This is a genomic window from Pseudoalteromonas undina (assembly GCF_000238275.3).
In the GTDB taxonomy this organism is placed as follows: Bacteria; Pseudomonadota; Gammaproteobacteria; order Enterobacterales; family Alteromonadaceae; genus Pseudoalteromonas; species Pseudoalteromonas undina.
Genome location: NZ_AHCF03000004.1, coordinates 64,526 through 83,985, shown reverse-complemented (window position 1 = coordinate 83,985; position 19,460 = coordinate 64,526). Strand labels below are relative to the sequence as shown.

Below are 19,460 nucleotides of genomic sequence, written 5' to 3'. Positions count from 1 at the left end.
CCTTTACAGCAATAATGTGAGTAATCCCTTACATACTTTAGCTAAATATCGGACTTAGCTTCAAACTGAGTTGGTAAAAATTCGGTTTATACTAACTCAGCCCCTTTGAGTTAGTAAAAATTCGGTTTGAGTCACTGTTTATAAGCCCTCAGTTAGTAAAAAAATGTTTTATAAGGTGCGACAGTTAGTAAAAAATCGGTTTATTACTTTCTAAACCCCAGTTAAAAACCTTTAAATTAAGCGTTTAGATGCTCAAATTGAGGATTAGAAAGGCAAATCGACCCTTAATAATGAAGGTAATGGCTGTTTTTAACCTTGTTAGTTAAAACCTGATCTGTATTTCAACTAGCTAGTTAAATCGTGATCTGCTTTTAGTAGCTTAGGGTCTGTTGACCTTTGCGGATTAAAATTTGTTCAAACTATGGGCGGTTTAATCGCGGCGCGAGGTTTGTAACCTAGTGGGCTAAGTAAAAACCGAGCAACAAAGAGTAAATCGCCCCTAGGCAGAACCCTTTGGGCAACGCCTGTTTGGCATTGATGCTGCGTTATCGCCTATTTATGGGGAAGAACCACACCACATAGGCTCTGCCTTGCCTAACTACCAAACAGACTGCTGCAAATTTAACCTTGAAAGGTCAACAGACCCTAGTTAAACTCTGATCTATATGCTGTAAAAAGCGGGTAATTTATTGTGCTTACCCGTGTTAAAGCGTAATCAACATAAAGCCCTCGCAGCCGAGCATAAACATCCTTTAAATTTATTTACACTTTTAAGCTGCATTGCATCCCTGAGTAACTAGCTAGTAAAATACTGATCTATTAAATTTTGCCTTTATGTAGGCATAAAAAAAGGGCCTTGTGGCCCTTAAGTAACACTATCTAGTTGAATTAAAATTGGTTCATAGTGTTAGCTTCACCACCGGCTTTAAGTGCATTCTCGCCAGAGAAGTACTCTTTGTGCGTATCGCCAATGTTAGAGCCTGCAAGGTCTTGATGCTTAACTGACGCTTGCTCACGACGGATTTCTTGACGTTGTACGTCACGTACATAAGCCAACATACCTAAGTCACCGAAGTAACCTTCAGATAGAATATCAGTGCTTAATGCTGCTGTATGGTACGTTGGTAATGTAATTAGGTGATGGAAAATACCTGCTTCACGCGCACCATCGCGTTGGAAGTTTTGTACCAGTAAGTCTGCAGCTGCAGCAAGCTCTGTTGCATCCATTTCTGGAGCCATAAGCGCTTTATTGTCATCTATACTTGGGTAAGCGCTAAGGTCACGACCTGCTTCTTGCCACTCTTGGTATACTTGCTCACGGAACTTAAGCGTCCAGTTGAACGACGGTGAGTTGTTGTATACTAATTTAGCATCTGGAACTTGTTCTTTAACGCGATTTACCAGCTCTGCAATTTGTTTTACGTGTGGTTTTTCTGTTTCAATCCACAGTAAATCAGCGCCTGACTGTAAGCTAGTAACACAATCTAGTACTACGCGGTCTTTCTCAGTGCCTTCGCGGAACTGGTATAAACCGTTATCTAGGCGTGTAGGCTTACAAAGTTGGCCATTAAGCTTCATTGCCGTTTCGCCTTCATTTAAATCATCAACACTGTTTACCGGTGTTGTTTCTAAAAATGCATTGTATTGGCTTGCTAAGTCACCTGGTTTTTGTGAAACCGGTACTTTTTGCGTTAGGCTTGCACCTAGAGAATCGGTACGCGCAACGATAATACCGTTATCAATACCTAGCTCTAGAAACGCGTAACGTACTGCATTAATTTTAGCTAAAAAGTCTTCATGAGGAACGGTAACTTTACCTGCTTGGTGACCACATTGCTTAGCGTCTGATACTTGGTTTTCGATTTGGATAGCACAAGCACCCGCTTCAATCATCTTTTTAGCAAGTAGGTAAGTCGCTTCTTCGTTACCAAAACCTGCGTCAATATCAGCAATGATTGGCACAACATGCGTTTCAAAGTTATCAATTTTATTAAGCACTGCTTGAACGTCGCCGCCGTTTGCTTTTGCATCGTCTAGCTCGTTAAATAAATGGTCAAGTTCACGTGCATCAGCTTGCTTTAAGAAGGTGTAGATTTCTTCGATAAGTGCTGGTACTGATGTTTTCTCGTGCATACTTTGATCTGGAAGTGGGCCGAACTCAGAGCGAAGTGCTGCAACCATCCAACCACTTAGGTATACGTAACTGCGTTTAGTTGTTTTTTGATGACGCTTGATTGCCATCATCATTTGTTGCGCAGTAAAACCATGCCAACAACCTAAAGACTGTGTGTACTGACTTGTGTCTTTGTCGTATGCAGCCATGTCTTCACGCATAATGTCAGCAGTAAATTGTGCAATATCAACACCAGAGCGAAAACGATTTTGTAAACGCATGCGAGTTGCGTATTCAGGATTAATAGTTTTCCATGCACTGCCTTGTGATTGGCATAGTGTTGCTAGTGTATCTGTTTCGCCTTGATATGTTGTCATAATAAAGTCCTTCGAACGGGTATTAATATTTATTGTTGAGAGAGTGACTACATTGCGTTAGCTCTGTAGCGCTTAATTAAACATTAGGCTTACTTTTTAGATTTAGTAAATTTATAGTTGTTATTACGGCTATACATATAGTGAATGACTAAAAAGCATTCAAAGTAACTTTTTTGCGATATGGTAAGTGTACGCATATAAAAAATGCACTCTGTCGGACCGTTTAAGGATTTTAATTATGAGCCATACTCTCACCCACTCTGGACTCAGCGTTGATAAGCAACTAGCTGAATTTGTTAAAAAACAACTATTACCAGGTACTAATCTAGACGAACACCAGTTTTGGAAAAGCTTTGCCCACATAGTGCAAACACTTACTCCGCTGAACAAGTCACTGCTCGCTAAACGTGAACAATTACAAAAACAGATTGATGACTACCATGTTGCTAATAAAAACGTTGATCAAGCCCAGTACCAAGACTTTTTAAAAGACATTGGTTATTTAGTTGATGAACCTGAAAACTTTAATATTGAAACCCAAAATGTAGAACCAGAAATAGCGTTGACTGCAGGGCCACAGTTAGTAGTTCCAGTTAGTAATGCCCGCTTTGCTTTAAATGCTGCCAATGCACGCTGGGGTTCACTATACGATGCACTATACGGTACAGACGTACTCAGTGAGGAAGATGGTGCAGAGAAAGGGACTCAATACAACCCAGTGCGCGGCTTTAAAGTAATGGCCTACGCCAGACAATTTTTAGATAAGGCGCTACCCCTTGAAAATGGCTCGCACATCGAAAGTACTAATTATTCAATCGTGGATGGCGCACTTGCAATTACATTACGCGACAGCTCGCACACTACACTTAAAAACCCTGAACAACTCGTTGGCTATCAAGGTGAGGCACAAAACCCAAGTGTTATTTTACTTAAAAACAATGGATTACATGTTGAGCTGCAAATAGACCACCATCACCCTATTGGCCAAGCAGATAAAGCTGGGCTAAAAGATGTGGTACTTGAAGCAGCGCTGACCACCATTATGGACTGTGAAGACTCAGTTGCCGCAGTTGATGCCGAAGATAAAGTGCAAGTGTACAAAAACTGGTTGGGCCTAATGCAGGGCAACTTGGTTGAAACGTTTAGAAAAGGCGACAAAATGGTCGACCGTACGTTACAAGCCGATCGTCAATACACAGGTCTTGATGGCCAAAAACTGACCCTAAAAGGGCGCAGTATGATGTTTGTGCGTAACGTTGGGCATTTAATGACAAACCCTGCTATTACCGATGTAAGTGGTAATGATGTGTTTGAAGGAATTATGGATGCCATGTTCACCGCAACAGCCGCACTGCACGATTTAAACACTAAAAATGCCATTCAGAACTCAACCGCGCAAAGTATTAATATTGTAAAACCAAAAATGCACGGCCCTGATGAAGTAGCATTTGCTAACACTTTATTTGGCATGGTTGAAGAGGCGCTGAGCTTGCCTAAAAACACCCTAAAAATGGGTATTATGGACGAAGAGCGTCGTACATCTGCTAACTTAAAAGCCTGTATTCATGCTGCTAAAGAGCGTGTTGTATTTATTAACACCGGCTTTTTAGACCGCACCGGTGATGAAATTCATACCTCTATGCAAGCGGGTGTAGTACTGCCTAAAGCGGCTATTAAAGCACAGCCTTGGATCAGCGCTTATGAAGATCGTAACGTTGATATTGGCCTAGTTTGTGGCTTAAGCCATAAAGCGCAAATTGGTAAAGGTATGTGGGCAATGCCCGATAAAATGGCGATGATGATGGAGCAAAAAATAGCGCATCCTCAATCAGGTGCTAATACGGCTTGGGTGCCCTCCCCTACCGCCGCCACATTACACGCAATGCATTACCATGATGTGGATGTATTTAGCCTGCAGCAAAGCATTGCCACGCGCCAAATAGCAAGCCTAGAAAGCTTATTAACACCCCCGCTAATGGCAAACCCAGAAACGCTGTCAAAAGAAGATATTCAAAGTGAGCTTGAAAATAACGCGCAAGGTATTTTAGGTTACGTTGTACGTTGGATTGATCAAGGAATAGGCTGTTCTAAAGTGCCTGACATTAACCATATTGGCTTAATGGAAGATAGAGCTACTCTACGTATCTCAAGCCAGCATATTGCCAACTGGCTGCATCATGGCGTGTGCAGTAATGAGCAAGTACAAAAAGTGATGGCAAAAATGGCTAAGGTTGTTGATGGCCAAAATGAACATGACAGCCTTTACATTCCCATGGCAACTAATGAGCAAACACTGGCTAATAGCATTGCCTACCAAGCGGCTTTGGCACTAGTATTTGAAGGCGTTAGCCAACCTAGCGGTTATACTGAGCCGCTACTGCATAGCTACCGCTTAAAATATAAAGCACAGCACCATAACCTAGCTGAATAGCTGACATTTATTTAACACTAAAAAAGCGCGTTTTGCCTACACAAAACGCGCTTTTTGTTTTATTAAGCGGCAAAATAGCTAAAATTCGCCTAGTTAAAACTACGAATTAATTTTTAATAGTCGCGTTGTGATAAACATTTTGTACGTCATCGCAATCTTCAAGCATATTGATAAATTTATCAAAGTTGGCAATCACTTCTTCATCTGTAATTTCAACATGTACTTGTGGAACGAAGGTAATTTCATCAACTTCAAAGTTAATGCCTTCAAATGCTTCTTCTAATGCCGTTTTAGCTTTAAAGTACTCAGTATGCGGTGCAAATACCGACACCTTGCCATCTTCGGCTTCTACATCAGTCACATCAACGTCAGCCATCATCAGCGCTTCTAACACGACTTCATCGTCGTCACCTGCAAACCCCAAAACAGCAAGGTGATCAAACATATGTGCTACACACCCAGGTGTGCCGATTTTTGAATCTGTTTTAGTAAACGGTAAGCGCACGTCTTTAATAGTACGATTAGGGTTATCGGTTAAACAGTCAACAATCACCATGCAATTACCCGGGCCGTAGCCTTCGTACCGTGCAGTTGAGTAATCTTCCCCTGCCCCGCCGGCTGCTTTTTCAATTGCTTTTTCGATTACGTGCGCAGGAACTTGGTCTTTTTTGGCTTTTTCAATTAAGCGGCGCAATGTTTGATTTACATCGGGGTCGGGTTCACCACTTTTGGCTGCAACGTAAATTTCTTTACCGTACTTTGAATTTACTTTAGTTTTTGCGTTGGCGGTTTTAGCCATCGAACTTTTGCGGACTTCAAATGCTCTGCCCATCTTGTGCCTCTATTGAATACGTTCTGTTTTTGATATTTTACCAATTCAAAGCGTATTGGGCTAGTGGTTCAACATGTTATGCTGTGCAAAAGCAGCGGGGTATTAATTTAAATAATACCCGTTATGCTATTAGCGAAATGAAATACAGTGCAATTTAACATAACTCCACTTTTTTAGCGTAACTTTCAACTAACGACACTAATTCATCAAAAGCATGAATCACAAAGTCGGCTTGCTCGGCATACGCGGGGGTTACATCGGGAGCATATAAACAGGCTCGCATTTTTGCATTATGGGCCGCTTGTATATCATATAAATAATCACCAACGTAAATAACGTTATCAACGGGCATGGACCACTGCCTTGCAATCATTAATAAAGCACTCGGATCGGGTTTGGCTGGCGCTTCAGTTCGAGTGAGTACCGTTTCTATTGGCAATGGGTTGTGTTGCAACTTTAGTGTGGCCGCTTTATCAAAATTACGAGTCACAATAGCCATAGGAATATTCTTTGCTCGCAGAGCGTTAACAGCTTCAACAACGCCGGGTAAAAGGGTCGCCGTTTGCGCATCAAGTAGCTCATGCTGATGCACTATATTCATCGCTTCTTCACGCATGTAGGGTGAGGGCAATTGCTCTATATATTCGAGTAGGTCTAGTTCTGCAGGGCAACCTACTTGGGCTTTAATCAATGAAAAATTTAATTCTGATGATACTAAGGTTCCGTCTAAATCAAAAATAACACCTTTGATTGCCTCAATTTGCGTTTTCATTTCATTCCTTGCGCTAAGTTATTAGCTCATTTTGCTGGATTTGCTTTATATAAAAAGTATATCAATAGACAATTACAAAGAGTTCAGTCCATTGCCCTCTTAGTATAGCTCATTTGATAACACAATAGTTTGGGTTTGAATAACAACTGTTATATCGATTTTACGATGAAGTAAATTAATGCGATCAGCTAATTTATACAGCAAAAAAGTGCGCACCTTATAAAGGTGCACAGTGGGTTAGTTAGTTTCAAATCGTGCTTCAAGCCACGTATCGTCTTGACTAAAGTTTAACGTTTTTACTTTTCCTCGCCCTTCAACATTTACCATATTGACTTGCGCAGGCCATAAATCGCGCAATGCGCCATTACTCATCTTAACACCTTCAATCTCATCGGGGATCGTCGCTTCTTGGTAAACCCAAAAGAACTTACCATCAACTTGTGCACCCACATAATTAAGTGTGAGCGGCTCACCCGTTAAGGTTTGCAAAGCAACATGAGATTCAACATATTTAGCAAAGCGTTTTTGGTCACGCTTGTTATTGATGATATCCACTTTGCCTTGAAATAAACTGCCAACAGCATGCTCTGTGTCATGTAAGTAAAAGCGATGCATTAATTCAATATTGTGAGTTCGTTGATTAAATAACACCGTGGTAACGGATGATTTTAATTGATGCGCCATACTCGGCGCAGCAATTAAAAAGCAAACAATAATAAGCAAAAATCGCATTATTATTGGTCCTCTTCGTTATTTTTTTCGTCTTTTTTCAGCTCAGTTTTAATATCCTGCATGATATCGCGGCTTACTTTTGCTTTACTCTTTTCACGTTTGTAGACTTCAATACGCGAAGGAATAATACGACGTGGGTAGTGATTATTTTCTACATTCACATCTGCTGTTTCCCAACCTGGATCAACCGTTACTGAGGTGAGCGGTTTGTTTTTGTCGGTAATAATCAGTTTTTGTACGTTTTTGTGGTTACGACGCCAAATTTCTGCAGGAATGTAACGCTCTTCTTTAGTGCCATCTTCATAAGTTAACTCTAAAAGAATCGGCATCACTAGGCCGCCTAGATTTGAAAACTCCATAACATAGTAGTTTTTGTCTTCTTCTAATGCGCGATCGAGTGTTTTACGCTCCCACGGTTTTAAGCCTTTTAAAAATTTGTTGTACGAATTACGCTCTTTATTAGTAACCGTAAAGCGATCGTTTTCGTCATAAAAATCGGTTACATCTGGATTTTTCTCAACCCAGGTTTTTTTACCTTCAGCACGATTACGCTCAACAAATAATGAGCTTGGCTTATTCGCTTCAATGTCACGTAAACGTTTAAAGTCGATATCAGGGTTTTTGGTGTCTAACCGTAATTGATATACTTTATCAAGCGAGATATCAACATGGTCTGTGGTGTAAAACCAACCACGCCAGAACCAATCTAAATCAACGCCTGACGCTTCTTCCATAGTACGGAAAAAATCAGCTGGAGTAGGGCGCTTATATTTCCAGCGCTGAGCATATTCTTTAAACGCAAAATCAAATAATTCACGACCTAAAATAACTTCACGTAAAATATTTAATGCTGCGGCTGGTTTAGTATAGGCATTAGGCCCTAAACGAAGCACACTGTCTGATTGCGTCATAATTGGCACTTGGGTTTCAGACTTCATGTACGCCACAATGTCACGTGGCTCAACACCCCAAGGAATGGTTGGATCCCATTCACGCCCAGCAACACCATCTAAAAAGCTATTTAAACCTTCATCCATCCAGGTCCACTGACGCTCATCTGAGTTTACAATCATAGGGAAATAAATATGCCCCACCTCGTGGATAACAACCCCGATTAAAAAGCGCTTTTCTGCTTGAGAATAAGTACGCGTGCCATCGTCTTGTAAATCTGTACGTGGACCATTAAAAGTGATCATTGGGTATTCCATACCCCCTACAGGACCATTGACTGACTGTGCAGTTGGGTACGGGTAATCAAATGAGTATTTTGAATATACTTCCATGGTATGTACCACAGATTCAGTTGAATATTTCTTCCATAAATCGCCACCTTCTTTAGGGAAAAACGACATCGCCATAACCAGTGGTTGCTCATTTCCCCCTTGTTGGTAACCTTTAGCATCCCACATAAACTTACGTGACGACGCCCATGCAAAATCACGAACATTTTCAGCTTTAAAATGCCACGTTTTTGTTTTGTCTGTACCGGCTTTTTCGTTTTCGAGCGCTTCTTCTTCAGTAACTACAAATACAGGACGTTTTGCTGTTTCAGCTTTTTTTAAACGCTTGCGCTGAGTACTAGTTAAAACAGAGCTTGGGTTATCAAGCTTACCGGTTGCCGATACAATATGATCTGCAGGAACCGTAATTTCAACGTCGTAGTCGCCAAATTCTAAGGTGAATTCACCGCTGCCTAAAAATGGCTTGTTAGTCCATGCTTCGTAATCAGTATACGCAGCTAAACGAGGGAACCACTGTGCTACTAAGAAAATATCGTTACCGTCTTCTTCAAAGTGTTCATAACCTGCACGTGCACCTACCGCATCTTCCTCAACCAAGTTAAACGCGAAGTCCATACTAAACTCAACATCTTTACCGGGCTTTAGTGGCGTGTTTAAATCTATACGCATTAGAGTATCAACAACCGTTACACGCAGCGCTTTACCATCTTCATCTTTAACATTGCTAATGGTGTAACCCAGCTCGTTGTCGTTCATAAACTGCTGACGACGTAAATCACCTAAGCTTAATTTAGCAGGCTTGGCATCAGGTTCGTTTTGTAGGGTACTTTTAAAAGTTTGCGTGGTTTCTGCAATCGAGTCATTTTTAAAAATGTTTTGATCAAGCTGTAGCCATAAATATTTAAGCGTATGCGGTGAGTTATTTTTATATTCAATTGTTTGACTCCCCGTTAAACGACGCTTTTGCTCATCAAGCTTTACATCAATATCGTAATCAACCCGTTGTTGCCAGTAATTTTCTGCCGGTGCACCTGCGGCACTGCGGTAAACATTAGGGGTAGGCAAGGCTTCATCTAGTTGACGAAACTTATCAACATAGCTGCCTTTAGTCTGTTCAACAGATGAGGCCATCACAGAGCTCGCCATTGCCAAAGGCAATACAAACGCACTCAATGTAAATAAATTTTTCTTCATTGTTAATCCTGATCGATTTTAGTGACGCTACTGTGACAAATTTACAGCTAAGCTTCAATAAAATAGCGATAAAACCCTGCTTTTATAGGGTGATATTCCACACTTTTATATGAATATAAAAAACACGGTTTTACACAACAACATTTAACTAAATTGTTTAGCAATTTACATAAAAAACTAAGCTGTAAAGGGGGTTTACAAAATAGGCTGAGTATCACTAAAAGTAGAGATAAAATGAAAAAACACAGCTATTTTCATTAAAAATACTAAAAAACGCAGTTTTAGGTTGATCTTTACTATGGTTTGTAATTAGAATCGCCCACTTTTTTAATTTGAGGGTACTTTTTTAGTGTTTCTCTCAAATATTTTTTGTTCTAACTAGTCGTATTAAGTGTGGTGAGTTTATGGATTTTTATGTCCTAAAAAAGCAGCAAAAACTAATTGCAATACCAGCAGACGTGCAAAATTGTAAGCAGTATATTAACTCAGGCTACCTGTATATTGATAAAGTGGCTGCTTGTAATGAAACAAACGCACTAGCAGTATTACAGGCCAAAAAAGCGAAGGCATTAAAGTGGCCTTTAACAATAGCCCTTGCTGCTTTGCCAGTTATTTTTATTGCTTGGTATACTTTAACCTAAAGCGATACTTGCATCTTTAATTGCCTTGGGTATATTGGCGCTCTTATGGTTTTTTAAGAGCGCAAAATGAAAGTTCTTCACACTTCAGACTGGCACTTAGGTCAGCAATTTTATGAACATGATCGCCGTCATGAACATCATGCTTTTTTCTCTTGGTTATTAACCACTCTCGTTAGCCAACAAATCGATTTATTGCTTGTTGCGGGCGATATTTATCATACTGCCACCCCCAGTGCTAGCGCCGAAAACCAACTCTATCAATTTATAAAAAATGCCAAAGCACAGTGCCCACAATTACACGTGGTCATAATTGCCGGCAATCATGACTCTGCTAATCGTATTTTGGCTGCTCAGCCCTTATTAGCCCAGTTTGATACCCATGTTGTAGGCCGGTTTGATCCCGCCAATCCAAATGACGTGGTAATAACAATTAATAATAACGACAAACACGCTGTAGTAATCGCTATGCCGTTTTTACGAACCAGCGATATAAGTACGTTTAGCCAGAGCGAGGATGGCCCTAGTTACGCACAAGGCGTTGCTAAAGCTTACCAACTAGCATTTGAACATGCGTTAACGCTTACCAATGAAAGTACACCTTTAATTGTTATGGGTCACTTACATGCCAAAGGTGGAAATATTTCTGGTGATTCTGAGCGTAACTTAGTCATTGGCGGTGAAGAAGCCATTTCAGCGTCAGTATTTGGTAAGCATGCCAATTACGTAGCGCTAGGGCATTTACACAAAGCACAGTTAGTGGCTAAAAATGAGTACATTCGCTATAGCGGCACACCTATTCCAATGTCGTTTTCAGAAAGGAAATATACCCATCAAGTTAACGTGGTTGAGTTTAACGTACAAAAAGACCAACCGCTAAGCACTACTGTAAACCCCCTTTACATTCCTCGACTCGCGGAAGTTATTGTTCTACCAGAAGGAGAGTGCGTCCCTTTAGCCAAGCTATGTGAGCAAATAAAAGCGCTCGATACACAACAGTATGAAATAGCCCCGTACTTACGAGTAAAGCTAAAATCCAGTGATATTGACACCACTTTTCGTGAGCAAATTGAGCAAGCACTAAAGGGCAAACAAGTTAACTTTTGCGGTATAGAACGGGTACGCGATCAGCAAGTGAGTAATTCTTCAGAAACGGTATTTGAGGATTTAAGCTTTGTGGAAATGCTCAATCCAATTAATTTGCTCGAACAGGCCTTTAATAACGACAAAGATATGGCCGGAGAAACCGTACCCAGTGAATTAAAAGCACTATTAACCAACGTTATTGATGAGCTTGAACAGGAGCAGCTAATATGAAAATAACCGCCGTACGTATTCATAACTTAGCCTCCATTGCTGATGCCGAAATCGACTTTTTAGCTTCACCACTCAAAGACGCAGGTTTATTTGCTATTACAGGTGACACTGGCGCGGGAAAAAGCACCGTACTTGATGCAATTTGTTTAGCGCTTTATACGAAAACTGCTCGTTTGAAAGGCGATAAAGGCAACCTAATTGATTTTAACGGCGATAACATAAAGCTTAACGATGCCCGTAATTTATTGCGCCGTGGAAAATGGGAAGGCTATGCTGAAGTAGACTTTAGCGGGCAAGATCAGCAACTTTATAGAGCACGCTACAGCATTCAACGCACGCATAAAAAAGTAACCGGCAAACTAAAAGTAGCCGAGCATACTTTGCATAGCTTACCTGATGAAACCTTAATCGCCGACAAAAGTACCACTATAAAAGCCATTGAAAATAAAATAGGCCTCACTTTTGAGCAATTCTCCCGTGCAGTGCTACTAGCACAACATGAGTTTGCCGCATTTTTAAAAGCAACTGGCGATGAACGCGCACAACTTTTAGAGTGCCTTACCGGCACCGATAAATTTAGCCGAATTGGTCAACGTATATTTGAGCGAAATAAAGCAGTTAAAGATAAGTTTGAATTACTAACAGCTAGCTTAGCCAGTTATGCGTTATTGTCTGATGAAGAGCTAAGTGAGAAGAAGCACACTCTTGATGAACTTAAAAAACAAACTGAACACATAAAAACAACGTTGGCCAGCACAGAGCTGGGTGTTAATTGGTATAAACAAGCACACAGTTTAGAGCAAGCATTAATAGCGGCTCAACAAAACGAGCAACAAGCAAGTGATGCACTAAATGCGGTTAAAGCACAAACTGAGCAAGCAAAACAAGCACAAAGTGCGCTTGAAATTAAAGATAATCGCCAGCGCTTTAAAAGCTTAACTGTGCAAAACAGCCAGTTAAATTCGCAAATAAAGGAATTAAACGCGCTGGATCATGCCGCGCTTATTAATGAACAAGCAAGTAAGGTTAAAAAACAACAAAGCGAATTAGCAACAGCAAAACAACAACAACAAACAGCTGAACCAGTCATAACAAAAGCACGTGAGCTCGACAGTCAATTAGCTATTTTTACGCAAAGTATAACAAGCCTGACACAACAAAAAGCCAAAGAGCAGCAACAACTAAACGAGTTACAACAGCAGCTACAACAAAATAATCTCAGCGTGGAGCAGGCAACAACACAAAGCACTCACCATCAGCAGTGGTTACAAGAAAACAATCAACTAAAGCCATTGGCCACTGATTGGAACTATTTTAGTCACAGCTTTAAGCAGTTTTTTAATACCACAACGCAATTAAAAACACTCGAGCAACAAAAGCAAACTATTACTTTGCAGCTAAGCACTCTCGCTACCAAGCTCAACGAGCAAAATAAACAGTTAGAACATGCAGAGCACGCACTAAGCACTGAGCAACAAAATCTAAATAAGCTCACCCAACAGCAAGAGCAATTCAATATTGAGCAGTGTGATAATCAGCTTAAAAATATTGATTACTTAAAAGAGCAACGAGCGCGTTATAAGCAATTTAATCAAGAACTAAAGTACACAGTGCAGCAACAAAGTGCTACAGCAGAAAAGCTAACTCAGAGTGAACAAACTAACGTCACACTGCGTGAGCAATTAAGCAGAAAAGAGCAAGCACTTAAACACGCCGAGCAATCGCTTAATCAAGCACGGCTGCGTGCGAGTGAACATGTTGAACATTTACGCGCACAACTGCTGCCTAATGAGGCATGTGCGGTTTGTGGAGCCACTGAGCACCCGTTTGCAAACAATCAAAGCCAACCTTTTAATAACTTAATAACCGACTTTGAAAATACTTATACTGGCGCTAAGCAGCAGCACTTAGATGCACAAACCCAGCTACATCAACATCAAACGCAGCATGCTGTTTTAGTCGCAGAGCATAAGCAGCAAAGCCAAGCGATTGCTGATGCCCAAGCCAAAATGTTAGACATTAAAAACACCATGCAAGCGGCTAAAACAGATCTTAATGACTTGAGCGTTGAGCAGCTTGATGACACCCATAAACAATTAAGCGAGCAAAAAGCGCAGTACTTTGCAGCACAAAAACAACAAAGCCAGTTGCAAGAAACGGTTAACCAACTGCAAAACACGGTTAAAAAAGAACAGACTGCTCAGCAACAATTAAATACCCAGCATGTTGAACTGAACAATCAGCTCACCATGCTTAATAATAAGCACCAGGAATTGCTCAGCCAACGCGAAACACTTATAAGTGAGCTGAATTCTCATTTTGAAAACAGTCAATTTTGGCAAACATTACAAACCGGCGCGTTAACGCTAAGCGAATTAGGTGAGCAAGTAGAGCAGTATCAACATCAGCAACTACAACTTGAGCAAACTCAAAAGCAGCTAGACAGCGCCAATTTACAGCTGCAGCAGCTAACCCCGCTTATGACCAAAGCTGAGCAGCAAATTAGCACGCTCAACGACGATTTAACCCAGGCACAGCAACAACACAACAATACCCAGCAACAACGCTTAGCGTTATTCGATAACCAAACGATTAGCGCTGATGACTACCAGGCTCAGCTGAATAGACAAGTAGAGCAGTGCCAGAGTGAATTAAATCAGAGTCAACAGGCACACGATAGCGCCGTAAAACAGCGCGATGAGCACGCTATTACGCTTAAAAACCTTGAGCAGCGCTTCGCCGATAACAGCCAAGAGCTAATCACACTTGAAACACGCTATAGTGCTTGGTTTGAAGAATTTAGCGCGCTTTATGCTGATATTAGCCATCAGCAAATCGAGATGCTACTGGCTATAAGTAATGACGATATTAAAGAGCAGCTAAAGCATAGCGAGCAGTTATCTCAAGCATTAGTTGATGCTCATGCCGCGCTAAAACAACAGCAAAATACCAATGAGCAGCATCAGCAAAATAATAAGCCAGCACACAGCGAAGCACAGTTAATTGAGCAACAAACTCAATTAACTGTGCAGCAAACACAATTACACAATAACTTACTTACGATTAATACTGCCATCGAGCAGCACAACCAAAATGCAAAAGCTCTTGAGGGCAAGCAGGCTGAGCTAAGCAAGCTTAAACAACAAGTAGAACAATGGCATTTACTTAATAAAGTGCTCGGTGATGCAACCGGCAAAACAATGCGTAATTTAGCGCAAACACAAACACTAAAAATATTGCTGCATTATGCTAATAGCCATTTAAAAACGCTGAATAAGCGTTACGAACTCACAGCAATAGCTGATTCACTTGATATAGCGATTATTGACCGCGATATGGCCGATGAACAACGTTCTGTAAACACACTCTCTGGCGGAGAGTCGTTTTTAGTATCATTGGCACTTGCATTAGGGCTGGCCTCTTTATCTTCAAACAAAGTGCAAATTAACTCGTTATTTGTTGACGAAGGCTTTGGTACACTAGATAGTGAAACACTCAGTATTGCAATGGACGCGCTAGATTCACTGCAAGCGCAAGGTAGAAAGGTCGGTGTGATTTCACATGTAAGTGAAATGAGCGAACGCGTTGCAACGCAAATTCATGTCGCTAAAAAACCGGGTGGATACTCCACCATAAACGTAATTTAAGGAAATAGTATGCCCACTTTTACAGGCGAAGAAGCACAAGAGTATGATAACCGTATTACCCGTTTAGTCCCAGGTTACGAGCTATTACATCAACTAACCAACGCACAGCTAAGCGCTACGTTAACTGATAACGCCCATATTTTAGTGGTAGGCGCGGGCACAGGTAAAGAAATCGCAGCGCTGGCGAATATTAATTCTACATGGCAGTTTACCGCTCAAGATACCTCGGCCGACATGTTAGCCATTGCTAAGCAACGTTTTATAGAGCAAGGTATTGACGCACGTATCAGCATTGAGTGCCAACCAGTAGATAAATTAAAAGTTAAAGCCGACGCGGTATTATGTTTATTGGTGATGCATTTTGTTGAAGATAACGGCGATAAGAAGCAGTTATTAAAGGGGATTAAAAATAATCTTAAAAAATCTGCACCAGTATTTATTGCTGATTTAATGCGCCCAGAAACCCCGTTTGAACGAGAGGCACAACTTAATACATGCAAAGAGCTTGGCCTTAGTGAAACAGGAAAAACGCAAATGGCACATAACTTAGAGCGTGAGTTTTACCCGCTTGATCGGATGCGTTTTAGTGAGTTACTTAATGAATGTGGCTTTGGCATTCCAAAACTGTACTTTAAAGCACTTGGTTTTAGTGGGTACGTGGTATAAATTTTTTGCAAAAAAAAGCTAATATCGTATTGATATTAGCTTTATCGCTTAACGTTAGTTTAGCGTGGTGAGTGCGCTTTAAAGCCCACTCCCTTTAAATTAGATGCAAACGATGTTTTCAGCTTGCGGGCCTTTTTGACCTTGAGTTACGCTGAACTGTACTTTTTGGCCTTCAGCTAAAGTTTTGAAACCGTCGCCTGAAATTGCACTGAAATGTGCGAAAACGTCTGGACCAGACTCTTGCTCAATAAAACCAAAACCTTTAGCTTCGTTGAAAAATTTTACAGTACCAGTAGTTGTATTAGACATAATAATATCCTAAAAAAATAAATAAAAAATTGCCTTAAAATAGGCGTTTAACAGGAAGAAAACAAACATTTAACTTGAGGATATCGCGAAGGATTATTACTAATAACAACGTGGTACTTACAAATAAACTGGGCTTTCTATCAACCCGATGGCAAGCAGAATAACAGCAATACAGTTTATAACAAGCTTTATTTATACTTTATTTTTATATACAACTGTAAAACCTCTCATAATAGGCTTTACAGCGTCCTCGGCTTAACTTTTTAAACTTCGTGTTAAAACGTAACCTGTTAAAAGTGCAAATTACGCGCTCTTACAATATCTTTCATTACAATGGTTGAGGTTAAACGCTGTACACCTGGTAGGGCTGATAGCTTGTCATCGTAGAGTTGCTGAAACGCGGCTAAATCTTTAGTAACGACATGTAACAGGTAATCAGGTGTACCGAATAGTCGTTGAGCATTGGTGATCTGAGGAATAGCATCCACTGCTTGCTCTAATTTGCTTAGCGACACTTTATCGCCCTCTTTAATAGTAATAAATACTAACGCAGAAAAGTTTAAACCCACTTTCTCAGGTGATATTTCGGTGCGGTAACCCACAATTGCTTTGCTTTTCTCAAGCTCTTTAACACGGCGGTGACAGGGCGACACGCTTAGCCCAACACGATCAGCCAATTCAGAGAGGGTAAGTCTGCCATCGACTTGTAATTCGGCAAGAATTTTCCTATCCATGGTATCCATAGTTAATTATTTCCTAAAATGAACGCTTATATTAGTAAAATACAGTAACTTTTACTCATCAGAAAGAAATAAAATAGCTACTCACTTATTTTAGGTTATAGCGCTATGGATATTAATATTATTTTTTCTTTTTGGCTTGTATCAATTTTGTTTGTTCTCACCCCTGGTGCAGATTGGGCTTATACAATTAGTGCAGGAATAGCAGGCGATAAAATTGTTCCTGCGGTAGCGGGGTTAATACTTGGGCATTTAATGGCCAGTTTAATTGTGGTGGTAGGGTTAGGTGCGCTATTAGCATCGCATGCTATTTTTATAAAGCTGTTAACCTTGTTCGGCGCTTTATACATAATTTGGATTGCTACATCACTGTACCGATTTCCTCCTATGCCTGCTGCCTATAACGCTGGCCAACAACACACCTCAGACACCCCTCTAAAGTGGATGAGAAAGGGTTTTATTATTAGTGGTTTAAATCCTAAAGTAATGCTGTTATTTTTAGCCTTGTTACCACAGTTTGTGTTGCCAACTTTATCGTTTTCTATCACTGAACAATTGCTGGTACTGAGTGTAATTCATTTAGTAGGCTGTGCGTTGGTGTATTGGTTAATAGGGATAAGTGCCAGAAAAATCCTTAGTAACAATCCCGCATTGTCGCTTAAGTTTGGGCGTGCATCGGCATGTGTACTGTTTATTTTGGGCTCACTAATGCTAGTTGATAGCGCACAAAAACTAACTCACGTCGTGTAACAGTAGCAAAAAAGAAAGTGGCTTATCTTAGCTGAGCCACTAATTCACTCAAACGGGCAATTTTAATATTACTCAGCTGCCTATAATCAAAATAGGGGCACACAATAATATTCTGGCTTTTATCTATAGCAAACTCATCATCAAGCCAATCAAATTGGGCGTTTAATTTACCTTGTTGTATTAAGTTTTTAGCGTGAGTTCGCCCAGCAATAATGTGCAACTGGTTTTTACTCTCAGTAAGCACCGGTGTGCTAAATAGTAATGCAGTCCCGCTATGCTGTTGTAACAACAGCTCATCTCGATATGCTTGCCAGCTTACTGCTTGTTTAGCAAATGAGTAATGCTCGCTTGGCAGCGCAAATAACACTTTGGCGTACACATTAAAGACTTTTCGCCAGCCATTGCCACAGTGCTGATTTATGCTATTTATTTGCCCACTAGCCACAGGCTCTAACTGCGCAAGTGCTTCAAAGTAAGGCATAGGTGGGGCTTTTGCTACATACACGCCAACTCTAAATGAATTATCACCTAACCCTATTAACTGGCTGCTCACCTTAACTACTCTTATTTTGCGCTAAAATACGATCAAGGTTGTTAGCAAAGTTTTGTCTGTCACTTTGGCTCAATGGAGGCGGCCCACCACTCATTTCTACGCCACTTGAGCGCATAGTATCCATAAAATCACGTACATTTAGTAAGGAGCGAATGTTTTCAGGAGTGTAAAGCTCACCGCGCGGATTAAGCGCTTGGCCGCCGTTATCAATCACTTCGCTAGCTAGCGGAATATCTCCAGTGATCACTAAATCACCCTTTTCAATTCGTTTAACTATTTCATCATCAGCGACATCAAATCCTGATGACACTTGTAGTCGACTAATAAATTTTGACGGTGGAATGCGCATGGCATGATTTGCAACCAGTATAGTTTCTGTTTGCGTACGCTCTGCAGCTCTAAATAAGATTTCTTTTATTACCACCGGACAAGCGTCAGCATCAACCCAAATTTTCATGCTAAATTCTTTAAATTGCTTTAGTATTAGAGCGATCCTATAGCAATTTCTAAAGAAAAGGAAACAACATGAAACTCGCTTTTAAAACCGCATTATTTATTACCGCTATGTTTTTACTCAGTGCCTGTACCAGCGCACCGGAAGGAATAACCCCTGTTAAAAACTTTGATTTAGAAAAGTACCAAGGCAAGTGGTATGAGATAGCACGATTAGACCACTCTTTTGAACAAGGTATGGAGCAAGTAACAGCCACTTATTCAATTAACGATGATGGAACAGTAAAGGTATTAAACAAAGGGTTTATTAGTGAAGAGCAGCGTTGGGACCAAGCTGAAGGCATAGCTAAATTTGTTGAAAATGCCGATACAGGGCATTTTAAAGTATCTTTTTTTGGCCCATTTTATGGCGCCTATATTATTTTTGAACTTGACCAGCCTGATTATCAGTATGCGTTTATTACCAGTTATAGTAAAGATTACTTGTGGTTTTTATCACGCACACCAACAGTAAGCAAAGAGCTTAAGCAGCACTTTTTAAGCCAAGTAAAGGCGCTTGGTTTTGCAACTGATGAAATTATTTGGGTAAATCAAAAAACGCTGTAAAGGGGGTTTACAAGTTGAATTGATAAATAGTCTAAGCTGTAATAAAACGATCACGTTACTGTAAGGTAAGTTAAATAAAGCAAGACTAT

16 protein-coding genes are annotated in these 19,460 nt (G+C 40.5%); 7 read left to right on the top strand and 9 right to left on the bottom strand.

Going from position 1 to position 19,460, the window contains the following annotated elements:
- Window positions 1–888: 888 nt before the first annotated feature.
- Window positions 889–2,490, bottom strand: a complete 1,602-nt coding sequence (locus PUND_RS15460; protein WP_010388704.1) for an isocitrate lyase — start codon at window positions 2,488–2,490, stop codon at window positions 889–891.
- A gap of 238 nt (window positions 2,491–2,728) precedes the next feature.
- Between PUND_RS15460 and PUND_RS15455 the strand changes: the two genes are divergently transcribed.
- Complete coding sequence (locus PUND_RS15455; RefSeq protein ID WP_010388705.1) at window positions 2,729–4,921, top strand: malate synthase G; 2,193 nt, start codon at window positions 2,729–2,731, stop codon at window positions 4,919–4,921.
- Window positions 4,922–5,027: 106 nt separating this feature from the next.
- Here the strand turns inward: PUND_RS15455 and PUND_RS15450 are convergent, their stop codons facing one another.
- The 4 genes from PUND_RS15450 to PUND_RS15435 form a co-directional block, all read right to left on the bottom strand.
- Window positions 5,028–5,753, bottom strand: coding sequence for a YebC/PmpR family DNA-binding transcriptional regulator (locus PUND_RS15450; RefSeq protein WP_010388706.1), 726 nt, complete (start codon window positions 5,751–5,753; stop codon window positions 5,028–5,030).
- Between the two features lie 154 nt (window positions 5,754–5,907).
- Window positions 5,908–6,525, bottom strand: coding sequence for an HAD family hydrolase (locus PUND_RS15445; protein WP_010388708.1), 618 nt, complete (start codon window positions 6,523–6,525; stop codon window positions 5,908–5,910).
- Between the two features lie 237 nt (window positions 6,526–6,762).
- Window positions 6,763–7,257, bottom strand: coding sequence for a DUF6702 family protein (locus PUND_RS15440; protein ID WP_010388709.1), 495 nt, complete (start codon window positions 7,255–7,257; stop codon window positions 6,763–6,765).
- A 2-nt stretch (window positions 7,258–7,259) separates the two neighbouring features.
- The gene (locus PUND_RS15435) at window positions 7,260–9,692 is read right to left on the bottom strand and encodes a M1 family metallopeptidase (protein ID WP_010388710.1); all 2,433 of its coding nucleotides are present in this window, start codon (window positions 9,690–9,692) and stop codon (window positions 7,260–7,262) included.
- 404 nt (window positions 9,693–10,096) lie between these two features.
- On the opposite strand from PUND_RS15435, the gene PUND_RS15430 reads away from it, so the two are divergent.
- From PUND_RS15430 to PUND_RS15415, 4 genes are all read left to right on the top strand, one after another.
- Entirely contained in the window at window positions 10,097–10,333 is a 237-nt protein-coding gene (locus tag PUND_RS15430; RefSeq protein ID WP_010388711.1) for a hypothetical protein, read from the top strand.
- A gap of 66 nt (window positions 10,334–10,399) precedes the next feature.
- Entirely contained in the window at window positions 10,400–11,647 is a 1,248-nt protein-coding gene (locus PUND_RS15425) for an exonuclease SbcCD subunit D C-terminal domain-containing protein (RefSeq protein ID WP_010388712.1), read from the top strand.
- Window positions 11,644–15,294, top strand: coding sequence for an AAA family ATPase (locus tag PUND_RS15420; RefSeq protein ID WP_010388713.1), 3,651 nt, complete (start codon window positions 11,644–11,646; stop codon window positions 15,292–15,294). The genes PUND_RS15425 and PUND_RS15420 overlap by 4 nt, the downstream gene beginning before the upstream one ends.
- A 9-nt stretch (window positions 15,295–15,303) precedes the next feature.
- The gene (locus PUND_RS15415) at window positions 15,304–15,960 is read left to right on the top strand and encodes a class I SAM-dependent methyltransferase (RefSeq protein WP_010388714.1); all 657 of its coding nucleotides are present in this window, start codon (window positions 15,304–15,306) and stop codon (window positions 15,958–15,960) included.
- Window positions 15,961–16,059: 99 nt separating this feature from the next.
- Here PUND_RS15415 and PUND_RS15410 read toward each other — a convergent pair whose 3' ends face one another.
- Together PUND_RS15410 and PUND_RS15405 are read right to left on the bottom strand one after the other, a co-directional pair.
- On the bottom strand, window positions 16,060–16,269 hold the full coding sequence (locus PUND_RS15410; protein WP_008110773.1) for a cold-shock protein: 210 nt from the start codon (window positions 16,267–16,269) through the stop codon (window positions 16,060–16,062).
- 290 nt (window positions 16,270–16,559) lie between these two features.
- Window positions 16,560–17,003: an Lrp/AsnC family transcriptional regulator gene (locus PUND_RS15405; RefSeq protein ID WP_226916194.1), complete on the bottom strand. Its 444-nt coding sequence runs from the start codon at window positions 17,001–17,003 to the stop codon at window positions 16,560–16,562.
- A 114-nt stretch (window positions 17,004–17,117) separates the two neighbouring features.
- Here PUND_RS15405 and PUND_RS15400 point away from each other — a divergent pair, with 114 nt between their 5' ends.
- Window positions 17,118–17,759, top strand: coding sequence for a LysE family translocator (locus PUND_RS15400; RefSeq protein WP_010388716.1), 642 nt, complete (start codon window positions 17,118–17,120; stop codon window positions 17,757–17,759).
- Between the two features lie 22 nt (window positions 17,760–17,781).
- Here PUND_RS15400 and PUND_RS15395 read toward each other — a convergent pair whose 3' ends face one another.
- The gene (locus tag PUND_RS15395; RefSeq protein ID WP_010388717.1) at window positions 17,782–18,312 is read right to left on the bottom strand and encodes a DUF6942 family protein; all 531 of its coding nucleotides are present in this window, start codon (window positions 18,310–18,312) and stop codon (window positions 17,782–17,784) included.
- A gap of 1 nt (window position 18,313) precedes the next feature.
- Window positions 18,314–18,769: a YaiI/YqxD family protein gene (locus PUND_RS15390; protein ID WP_010388718.1), complete on the bottom strand. Its 456-nt coding sequence runs from the start codon at window positions 18,767–18,769 to the stop codon at window positions 18,314–18,316.
- Window positions 18,770–18,837: 68 nt separating this feature from the next.
- Here PUND_RS15390 and PUND_RS15385 point away from each other — a divergent pair, with 68 nt between their 5' ends.
- Window positions 18,838–19,371 carry a lipocalin family protein gene (locus PUND_RS15385; protein ID WP_010388720.1) on the top strand — a complete coding sequence of 178 codons (534 nt, stop codon included), beginning with the start codon at window positions 18,838–18,840 and terminating at the stop codon, window positions 19,369–19,371.
- Window positions 19,372–19,460 lie beyond the last annotated feature (89 nt).

Bases quoted from the DNA above. Each gene is read 5' to 3' on its own strand.
- PUND_RS15460 (WP_010388704.1), bottom strand. From the start codon at position 2,490: ATGACAACATATCAAGGCGAAACAGATACACTAGCAACACTATGCCAA.
- PUND_RS15455 (WP_010388705.1), top strand. From the start codon at position 2,729: ATGAGCCATACTCTCACCCACTCTGGACTCAGCGTTGATAAGCAACTA.
- PUND_RS15450 (WP_010388706.1), bottom strand. From the start codon at position 5,753: ATGGGCAGAGCATTTGAAGTCCGCAAAAGTTCGATGGCTAAAACCGCC.
- PUND_RS15445 (WP_010388708.1), bottom strand. From the start codon at position 6,525: ATGAAAACGCAAATTGAGGCAATCAAAGGTGTTATTTTTGATTTAGAC.
- PUND_RS15440 (WP_010388709.1), bottom strand. From the start codon at position 7,257: ATGCGATTTTTGCTTATTATTGTTTGCTTTTTAATTGCTGCGCCGAGT.
- PUND_RS15435 (WP_010388710.1), bottom strand. From the start codon at position 9,692: ATGAAGAAAAATTTATTTACATTGAGTGCGTTTGTATTGCCTTTGGCA.
- PUND_RS15430 (WP_010388711.1), top strand. From the start codon at position 10,097: ATGGATTTTTATGTCCTAAAAAAGCAGCAAAAACTAATTGCAATACCA.
- PUND_RS15425 (WP_010388712.1), top strand. From the start codon at position 10,400: ATGAAAGTTCTTCACACTTCAGACTGGCACTTAGGTCAGCAATTTTAT.
- PUND_RS15420 (WP_010388713.1), top strand. From the start codon at position 11,644: ATGAAAATAACCGCCGTACGTATTCATAACTTAGCCTCCATTGCTGAT.
- PUND_RS15415 (WP_010388714.1), top strand. From the start codon at position 15,304: ATGCCCACTTTTACAGGCGAAGAAGCACAAGAGTATGATAACCGTATT.
- PUND_RS15410 (WP_008110773.1), bottom strand. From the start codon at position 16,269: ATGTCTAATACAACTACTGGTACTGTAAAATTTTTCAACGAAGCTAAA.
- PUND_RS15405 (WP_226916194.1), bottom strand. From the start codon at position 17,003: ATGGATAGGAAAATTCTTGCCGAATTACAAGTCGATGGCAGACTTACC.
- PUND_RS15400 (WP_010388716.1), top strand. From the start codon at position 17,118: ATGGATATTAATATTATTTTTTCTTTTTGGCTTGTATCAATTTTGTTT.
- PUND_RS15390 (WP_010388718.1), bottom strand. From the start codon at position 18,769: ATGAAAATTTGGGTTGATGCTGACGCTTGTCCGGTGGTAATAAAAGAA.
- PUND_RS15385 (WP_010388720.1), top strand. From the start codon at position 18,838: ATGAAACTCGCTTTTAAAACCGCATTATTTATTACCGCTATGTTTTTA.